Origin of the sequence: Methylocystis suflitae (assembly GCF_024448135.1) — a bacterium.
Taxonomy (GTDB): domain Bacteria; phylum Pseudomonadota; class Alphaproteobacteria; order Rhizobiales; family Beijerinckiaceae; genus Methylocystis; species Methylocystis suflitae.
The window spans coordinates 1-7,585 of the sequence record NZ_JAMRYX010000010.1 but is presented as its reverse complement, the minus strand read 5'-3'; the positions used below and the strand labels follow the sequence as shown (position 1 = coordinate 7,585).

General features: G+C 66.9%; 10 protein-coding genes. 8 read left to right on the top strand and 2 right to left on the bottom strand.

The window, feature by feature from the left end:
• The first annotated feature begins 387 nt into the window (after window positions 1–387).
• From NEI07_RS00745 to NEI07_RS00715, 6 genes are all read left to right on the top strand, one after another.
• Entirely contained in the window at window positions 388–1,446 is a 1,059-nt protein-coding gene (locus tag NEI07_RS00745) for an FAD-dependent oxidoreductase (protein ID WP_256032040.1), read from the top strand.
• Window positions 1,421–1,564 (top strand): sulfur carrier protein ThiS, encoded by a 144-nt coding sequence (thiS, locus tag NEI07_RS00740; protein ID WP_328516948.1) that lies wholly within the window; start codon window positions 1,421–1,423, stop codon window positions 1,562–1,564. Before NEI07_RS00745 ends, thiS begins: the two co-directional genes overlap by 26 nt.
• A 13-nt stretch (window positions 1,565–1,577) precedes the next feature.
• Window positions 1,578–2,366, top strand: a complete 789-nt coding sequence (locus NEI07_RS00735) for a thiazole synthase (protein WP_256032038.1) — start codon at window positions 1,578–1,580, stop codon at window positions 2,364–2,366.
• Window positions 2,367–2,377: 11 nt separating this feature from the next.
• On the top strand, window positions 2,378–3,748 hold the full coding sequence (locus NEI07_RS19450; RefSeq protein WP_328516947.1) for a thiamine phosphate synthase: 1,371 nt from the start codon (window positions 2,378–2,380) through the stop codon (window positions 3,746–3,748).
• On the top strand, window positions 3,745–4,596 hold the full coding sequence (locus NEI07_RS00720; RefSeq protein ID WP_256032037.1) for an SDR family NAD(P)-dependent oxidoreductase: 852 nt from the start codon (window positions 3,745–3,747) through the stop codon (window positions 4,594–4,596). Before NEI07_RS19450 ends, NEI07_RS00720 begins: the two co-directional genes overlap by 4 nt.
• 64 nt (window positions 4,597–4,660) lie before the next feature.
• Window positions 4,661–5,071, top strand: coding sequence for a VOC family protein (locus NEI07_RS00715; protein WP_256032036.1), 411 nt, complete (start codon window positions 4,661–4,663; stop codon window positions 5,069–5,071).
• 23 nt (window positions 5,072–5,094) lie between these two features.
• On the opposite strand, the gene NEI07_RS00710 is transcribed toward NEI07_RS00715, so the two are convergent.
• Together NEI07_RS00710 and NEI07_RS00705 are read right to left on the bottom strand one after the other, a co-directional pair.
• Window positions 5,095–5,592: a GNAT family N-acetyltransferase gene (locus NEI07_RS00710; protein ID WP_407659834.1), complete on the bottom strand. Its 498-nt coding sequence runs from the start codon at window positions 5,590–5,592 to the stop codon at window positions 5,095–5,097.
• Entirely contained in the window at window positions 5,589–5,870 is a 282-nt protein-coding gene (locus NEI07_RS00705) for a type II toxin-antitoxin system TacA family antitoxin (protein ID WP_256032035.1), read from the bottom strand. Before NEI07_RS00705 ends, NEI07_RS00710 begins: the two co-directional genes overlap by 4 nt.
• Before the next feature lie 130 nt (window positions 5,871–6,000).
• On the opposite strand from NEI07_RS00705, the gene NEI07_RS00700 reads away from it, so the two are divergent.
• On the top strand, window positions 6,001–6,144 hold the full coding sequence (locus NEI07_RS00700; protein WP_256032033.1) for a hypothetical protein: 144 nt from the start codon (window positions 6,001–6,003) through the stop codon (window positions 6,142–6,144).
• Between the two features lie 58 nt (window positions 6,145–6,202).
• Window positions 6,203–7,501, top strand: a complete 1,299-nt coding sequence (gene ispG / locus NEI07_RS00695; RefSeq protein ID WP_256032031.1) for a flavodoxin-dependent (E)-4-hydroxy-3-methylbut-2-enyl-diphosphate synthase — start codon at window positions 6,203–6,205, stop codon at window positions 7,499–7,501.
• The last annotated feature ends 84 nt before the right edge of the window (window positions 7,502–7,585 follow it).

The window sequence follows — 7,585 nt, the reverse complement described above, 5'->3', positions numbered from 1 at the left end:
CAGGCGAGCAGTCCATAGAGGACGGCGCCGGCCAACGTCCTACGGACGCAGGCCGTTTTGCTGATGGAGCTCATGATTTTCTCCCGGTATGCTGCGCTTTATGGCGCGCTTTTCTTTGCGCAAACTGAGCCATCGTTTGACGTCTGGCAAGCCCCGGCGCCCTGCGGCGACCTAAAGGAGTCGGGTCGCAGCGCTTGACTGCCTCAGCGCTTCGCGCCAGCCTACGTCCGCCGGGGGAGCCCGCCCGGCGGCGCTTCCTTGCGCGCCGCCACGGGGCTGAGAGGCCGCAAGACGCGCGAAAGCGCGGGGGCGGCGACCCTTCGAACCTGATCCAGTTGAGACTGGCGGAGGGATGGTGTCAGCGAAATTTCCCAAAAGGCGGCGCTCATGCTCGCGCGCGTGATCGGCGCCGGCGTCGCCGGACTCTGCGCCGCCGATGCGCTCGCCAGGAAGGGCGTCGACGTGGAGATCGTCGAGCGCGAGTCTGCGCCGGGCCTCGGCTGCTCGCGCTTCGCCGGCGGCATGATCGCGCCCTGGTGCGAACTGGAAAGCGCCGAGCCCCTGGTCGCGACGCTCGGCGAAGAAGCGCTCGACTTCTGGTCGCGCGAGCTTGGCGTCGCGACGGTCGCCGGCAGCCTTGTCGTGGCGCCCGCGCGCGAGCGGGCAGAGCTCGCCGACTTCGCGCGGCGCTCGCGCAATTTCGACCAGCTGGACGCAAAAGATATCGCAGCGCTGGAGCCAGATCTCGCCGGGCGCTTCGACGCCGCGTTGTTTTTTCGGCAAGAAGCGCATCTCGATCCCCGGGCGGCGCTCATCGCGCTGACTGAGCGCCTCGCGCAACTGCCGAATGTGACGCTGCATTTTCAGCAGGACGCCGCGGCGCTGGCGACGATCCCGGATTGGACAATCGACTGCCGCGGCTTCGCGGCGCGCGACGCGCTATCCGGCCTGCGCGGCGTGAAGGGCGAAATGCTGATTCTGCGCAGCGAGGAGATTTCCCTGGCGCGTCCCATACGCATGCTGCATCCGCGCCGGCCGGTTTATGTCGTGCCGCGCGGCGGGGGACTGTTCATGGTCGGCGCGACGATGATCGAGAATGAGGAGCGCGCGCGGGTCACCGCGCGGTCGGTCGTCGAACTCGTCAACTCCGCTTTTGCGGTCCACCCGGCCTTCGCCGAGGCCGAAATTGTCGAGACCGGCTCGGACCTGCGACCTGCCTTCGCCGACAATCTGCCCCGTCTTTTGAAGCGGGGTCGCACACTCTATATCAATGGGCTCTACCGCCACGGGTTCCTGCTTGCCCCGGCGCTGGCGCGCCGCGCGGCTGAGGTCGTTGTGAACGACGGGTATTTCCCAGAGGTGATGGATGCTGATTCAGATCAACGGGCGGCCGCAGGATGTGAGCGCGACGACGTTGCAGATGCTGCTCGACGAACTGGGATATGATGAAAAAACCGTCGGCACCGCTCTGAACCAGGAATTCGTGCGCGCCAAGGACCGCGCCGAGACGCGGCTTCGCGAAGGCGACGCCGTCGAGATCGTGACGCCGAGACAGGGCGGGTGAGCGAGTTTGATGCATGACTGACCCGGTGACGCTTTACGACGTCGCGCTGTCCTCGCGGCTGCTGCTCGGCACCGCCCGCTATCCGTCGCCGGCGATCCTGGCGGAATCGATTCGCGCGTCGGGATGCGAGATCGTCACCGTCTCGCTGCGGCGCGAGGCCGGCGGGGCGCGCGCGGGCGAGGCCTTCTGGAGCCTCATCCGCGACGTCGGCGCGCGCGTGCTCCCCAATACCGCCGGCTGTCGCACCGCCAAGGAGGCGATCGCGACCGCGCAAATGGCGCGCGAAGTCTTCGCGACCGACTGGATCAAGCTTGAAGTTATCGGCGAAGAGGACACGCTACAGCCTGACGTCTTCGGGCTGGTCGACGCCGCGCGCGCGCTCTCGGACGACGGCTTCAAGGTCTTTCCCTACACGACCGACGATCTCGTCGTGGCGGAAAAGCTGCTCGACGCCGGCTGCCGTGTGCTGATGCCCTGGGCGGCGCCTATCGGCTCCGGGCGCGGGGTAAACGACGCTTTCGCCTTGCGGGCGCTGCGCGCGCATTTTCCCGAAACGCCGCTCATCGTCGACGCGGGGCTTGGCGCGCCCTCCCATGCCGCGCTGGTGATGGAGATGGGCTATGACGCCGTGCTGCTCAACACCGCCGTTTCCCGCGCCGGCGACCCCGTCTTGATGGCGCGGGCCTTTGCCCTCGCGATCGAAGCCGGCCGGGCCGGCTTCCGCGCGCAGCCGATGACGCCGCGCGACATGGCGGAGCCTTCGACGCCCCTCATCGGCCGTCCCTTCGACAGACTGGCGTAGGGAAACGGCTGGTGGCGGCGCTGAAGCTCGATCCCTTCTATCTCATCGTCGATGACGCCGATTGGCTTTCCCGCCTGCTGCCGCAAGGCGTCAAGCTCGTGCAGCTGAGGGTGAAGGATCGCGCCGAGCCCGACGTGCGCGCTCAGATCGGGATCGCGCGGGAGGCGTGCGCGCGACATGGCGCGCAGCTCGTCGTCAACGACTACTGGCGTCTCGCGATGGAGGAAGGCTGCGACTTCGTCCACCTCGGCCAGGGCGATCTCGACGCGGCGGACATCCCGGCGCTGCGCCGCGCCGGCGTCAGGATCGGCGTTTCGACGCATGACCAAACCGAGCTCGACCGGGCGCTATCTGTCGCCGCGGACTATGTCGCGCTGGGGCCGATCTATCCCACATTGCTGAAACAAATGGATTTTGCGCCGCAGGGCCTCGCCCGGCTCGGCGCCTGGAAGGCGCAAATCGGCGAGACGCCTCTTGTCGCTATCGGCGGACTGACCCCGGAGCGCGCCATCGCCGCGCTTGCCGCCGGCGCCGACAGCGCCTGCGTCGTCACCGACATATTGCGCAGCGCGGACCCGGAGGCGCGCACGCGGGAATGGCTTTCCGCCACCCAACCCTGGCGAGACGGCGAGAGTTTCTTCGAGCCGGATTGCGCCGGCGCGAGGGTGTGCCCCTCGCCCAATCACGGCGAACGCCTGCGGCCGATTTCGTCGCTCGTGCTTCATTACACGGGCATGCCGACGGGCGAATCGGCTCTAGCCCTGCTCTGCAGCCCCCACTCTCAAGTCTCGGCGCATTATGTCGTCGAGGAGGATGGCCGCGTGCTGCAGCTCGTGCCGGAGTCGCGGCGCGCCTGGCATGCAGGGATAAGCCACTGGGCCGGCGAGACGGACATGAACTCCGCTTCAATCGGAATCGAAATCGTTCATCCCGGCCATGACGACCCGCGTCCCTATCCAGCGGTCCAGATCGAGGCGACGGCGGCGCTCGCCAAGGACATTTGCCGGCGCCATGCGATACCGCCCGAACGCGTGCTGGCGCATTCCGACATCGCGCCTGGGCGCAAGCGGGACCCGGGCGAGTTCTTTCCCTGGGACGAACTCGCACGCCGCGGCGTCGGGCGGGTCGCCAATGAGCCTATCGGCGCTGGCGCGACGACGGTCTCGCTCGGCGACGCGGGCGCCAAGGTCGCCTCGCTCCAGCGCGACCTCGCGGCTTATGGGTACGGCGTCGAGCAAACCGGCGTCTATGACGCGCAGACGGTCCGGGCGGTCGAGGCGTTCCAGCGTCACTTCCGCCCTGCAAAAGTCGATGGCCGCGCCGATGGCGAAACGCGCGTGGCGCTTGCGCATCTCGTGGCGGCGTTCGAGGAACCTGTATGAAGGCCGTCGTCGTGACGGGCGCTTCGACCGGGATCGGCGCTGCCTGCGTCAGCCTATTGGTCGAGAGCGGATTTCTCGTCTTCGCATCGGTCCGTCAGGACTCCGACGCCGCCGCGCTCACGGCGCGTCATGGCGCGGCCGTCATTCCGCTCCTCTTCGACGTGACCGACGCCGCCGCGATCGCGGCCGCCGCGCGCGACGTCGAGACGCGGCTCGATGGCGAAACGCTCGGCGGCCTCGTCAACAACGCCGGCCTCGCGGTCCCCGGACCGCTGCTGCATCTGCCCATCGAGGACTTTCGACGCCAGATCGAGATCAATGTGATCGGCCAGCTTCGAATCATCCAGGCCTTTGCGCCCCTGCTCGGCGCCGGCGGACCGCGACGCGGGGCGCCAGGCCGCATCGTCAATATGAGTTCGGTCGCCGGTCGCTTCGCCGCGCCTTTTCTCGGCGCCTACGCCACATCGAAATTCGGGCTAGAGGGCATGTCGGACGCGCTGCGGCGCGAGCTGATCGTCTATGGCGTCGACGTGATCCTGATCGAACCCGGCATGATTGCGACGCCGATCTGGGACAAGGCCGAAGCGACCGATCTCGCGATGTTCGAGGGCACGGCCTATGCCGCGCCAGGCGGGAGGATGCTGAAATGGGCTGTCGAGGCGGGCCGCCGCGCCCCCGGTCCCGAGGTCGTCGCGCGCGCCGTGTTGCGGGCGCTGACGGCGCCGCGCCCGCCCATCCGCATCCCGATCGTCAGGAATCGCTTTACGGACTACACCTTGCGCAGCCTATTGCCGGCGCGCCTCGTCGACTGGCTGACCGCGCGCCGGCTGGGGCTGCTGCCGAAATAGGCAACCGCCCCCGAGACGGATCTTGCGATCGTCGCAACGACGTTGAGATGAAAGAGGAGAGGCTATGTCCAATGCCAATGACTGTGGCGCGCCGGCGAAACATGGCGCGGTCTGCTGGAACGAACTCAATGTCCACGATGTCGAGCGGGCGAAGAAGTTTTACAGCCAAACTCTCGGCTGGAGCTTCGAGGGAATGCCCATGGACGGCGCCACATACTGGATCATCAGTTCGCAGGGCGCCCGGGTCGGCGGCATTTTTGAGATGAAAGCCCCCGAACTGGCGAGCGTTCCAGAACACTGGCTGACCTATATCGGCGTCGATGACGTGGACGCGCGTCTGGAGAAGGCCAAGGCCGCCGGCGCCACGATCTGCAAGGACGCCTTCGAGATCCCCGGCGTCGGCCGCATGGCCGTGCTGCAACAGCCGGGCGGCGCCTACATCGCCTGGATGACGCCGAAACCGGCGAGCGCCTAGGCGGAAGCGCTCGGCCTCGCCGGCTACCGCATGCTTGCCGCGCGCAGATCCGAAAGCGTCGCCATGAGCGTTAAGGGTTCGAATGGCGAAGGTTCGAAGCCCGCCGCCTGATAGAAGGCGGCGGCCTCAGCGGATATGGCGTGGACCAAGACGCCTCTGATTCCGATCGCCTCGGCTGCGTGGATAACGCGCTGGGTGGCGTCGCGGATGAGCGCGCGACCAAGACCCTGGTTCTGGCGCGTGCGATCGATCGCCAATCGGCCAAGCACCGCCACCGGAACAGGATCGGGCATATTGCGCCGAAGCCTTGGCGACGCCGTGATAACCGCGACCGCTCCGGAGGCGAGCGCGTAATAGGCGACAACGCGAGAACCTTCGCAGACGACGTAAGTTCGGGATGCGCCGCTCGCCTGATTGGTGCGGGCGCGGCGTCTCAGCCAGTCGTCGAGAGCGGAAACGCCGCAGTCGAAAGCGGAGAGTTCGTCGGCGTCGGATATCGGGCGGGGTGGATTGGGCTTCACTCCCACGGCGCTTTGGTCGTCATCATGCGCCGCAATTTCTCGTTCGGCGCGGGCGCCGCATCGAGGCGTTCGACGAAGCGCGCATAGTCTTCCGAGCTGACATTGAACAGCGTGCGGTCCAGCAACGCGTCTTGGGCGGCGCGGCGGCCGGCGTCGAGCAGAAACTCCGTGCGCGTCTTGCCGAGAAGCGTCGCTGCGCGCGCGATGAGTTCGCGGTCCTCAGGCCGAACTCGAAGATTGAGCGTCTCGCGTTTTGAGTTGGTCCGGTTGGCCGCCATGACGGTTTTCTCCAGCAATTCTCTTACTTTTAGCATGCAGTAACGATGATGTCATTACGCGTCACAAGCCGCAAACGCGGTCGGCGTTATGGTGGGCTCTCAAACGAATCGTCCTGCAAAAGAGCGCCTCATGTCACCTTTTTCCGATCGACTTTTCATCCGACTCGGCGATTTCGAAGGCGCCGCCGAAGGGCTCTACGCCATCGGCGCGCTGACCTTTACGATTGCCTTGGTTGTCGTCATCGCCGCCGTCGTCTATTTCCGGAGCGCTTGACCTTACGGCCGTTACGGGCGACCTATCGGCGTCCGCAACGACCGCCGAAACGACCCCCATGAACGAAGCCGCATCCGAGACCCGTCTGCCCGACCCGGTCGTCGCCGAACCGGCGCCCCGCCACCGCACATGCGCGGTGGCTGTTGGCGCGGGCCCCGGCGCGGTGATCGTCGGCGGCGGCGCGCCGGTCGTCGTTCAGTCCATGACCAACACCGACACGGCGGATGTCGAGTCGACCGTGACGCAGGTTCTGGCGCTGGCGCAGCAGGGCTCGGAGCTGGTCCGAATCACCGTCGATCGCGACGAGGCGGCGGCGGCCGTTCCGCATATTTTCGAGAAACTCGCGCAGAAGGGATGCCACGTCCCGCTGGTCGGCGATTTCCATTACATCGGCCACAAGCTGCTCGCCGATCATCCCGCCTGCGGCGAGGCGCTCGCCAAATACCGCATCAATCCGGGCAATGTCGGCTTCAAGGAAAAGAAGGACAAGCAGTTCGCCTCGATCGTCGAACTTGCCGCCAAGCACGGCAAGGCGGTGCGGATCGGGGCCAATTGGGGTTCGCTCGACCAGGAGCTGTTGACCTATCTCATGGACCTGAACCACGCCTCGGACCGGCCGCTCGACGCGCGCGCCGTGACGCGCGAGGCGCTGGTCCGCTCGGCGCTGATGTCGGCGCGCCGCGCCGAGGAGATCGGCCTGCCGAAAACCCGCATCGTCATTTCCGCCAAAGTCTCGGCGGTGCAGGACCTCATCGCCGTCTATCGCATGCTGGCGCAGCGCAGCGACTATGCGTTGCATCTTGGCCTCACCGAGGCCGGCATGGGCTCGAAGGGCGTTGTCGCGTCATCCGCCGCGCTCGGCGTGCTGCTGCAGGACGGCATCGGCGATACGATCCGCGTGTCGCTGACGCCGGAGCCCGGCGGCGACCGCGCGCTCGAAGTGCGCGTCGCCCAGGAAATTCTGCAGACCATGGGCTTTCGCACCTTCGTGCCGCTCGTCGCGGCCTGCCCGGGGTGCGGGCGCACCACCTCGACCGTGTTTCAGGAACTCGCGCGCGACATCCAGGCGCATATCCGCGAGCGGATGGGGGCTTGGCGCGCGCAATATCCAGGCGTCGAGACGCTCAATGTGGCGGTGATGGGCTGTATCGTGAACGGTCCCGGCGAGTCGAAACACGCCGACATCGGCATTTCGCTGCCCGGCACCGGAGAGACTCCGGCCGCGCCGGTCTTCATCGACGGCAAGAAGGCGATGACCTTGCGCGGCGAGGGCATCGCCGAGGAATTCACCCGCATCGTCGACGATTACATCGTGCGCCGCTTCGGCGGCGGCGCGAAGGGCGAAGCGGCGGAGTAGCCCCACCCCAGCCCTCCCCCGCTTCGCGGGAGAGGGAGCAGAGTCCGCCCTCATTAAAACAACGCGAACGCTGATCGTTTGCGT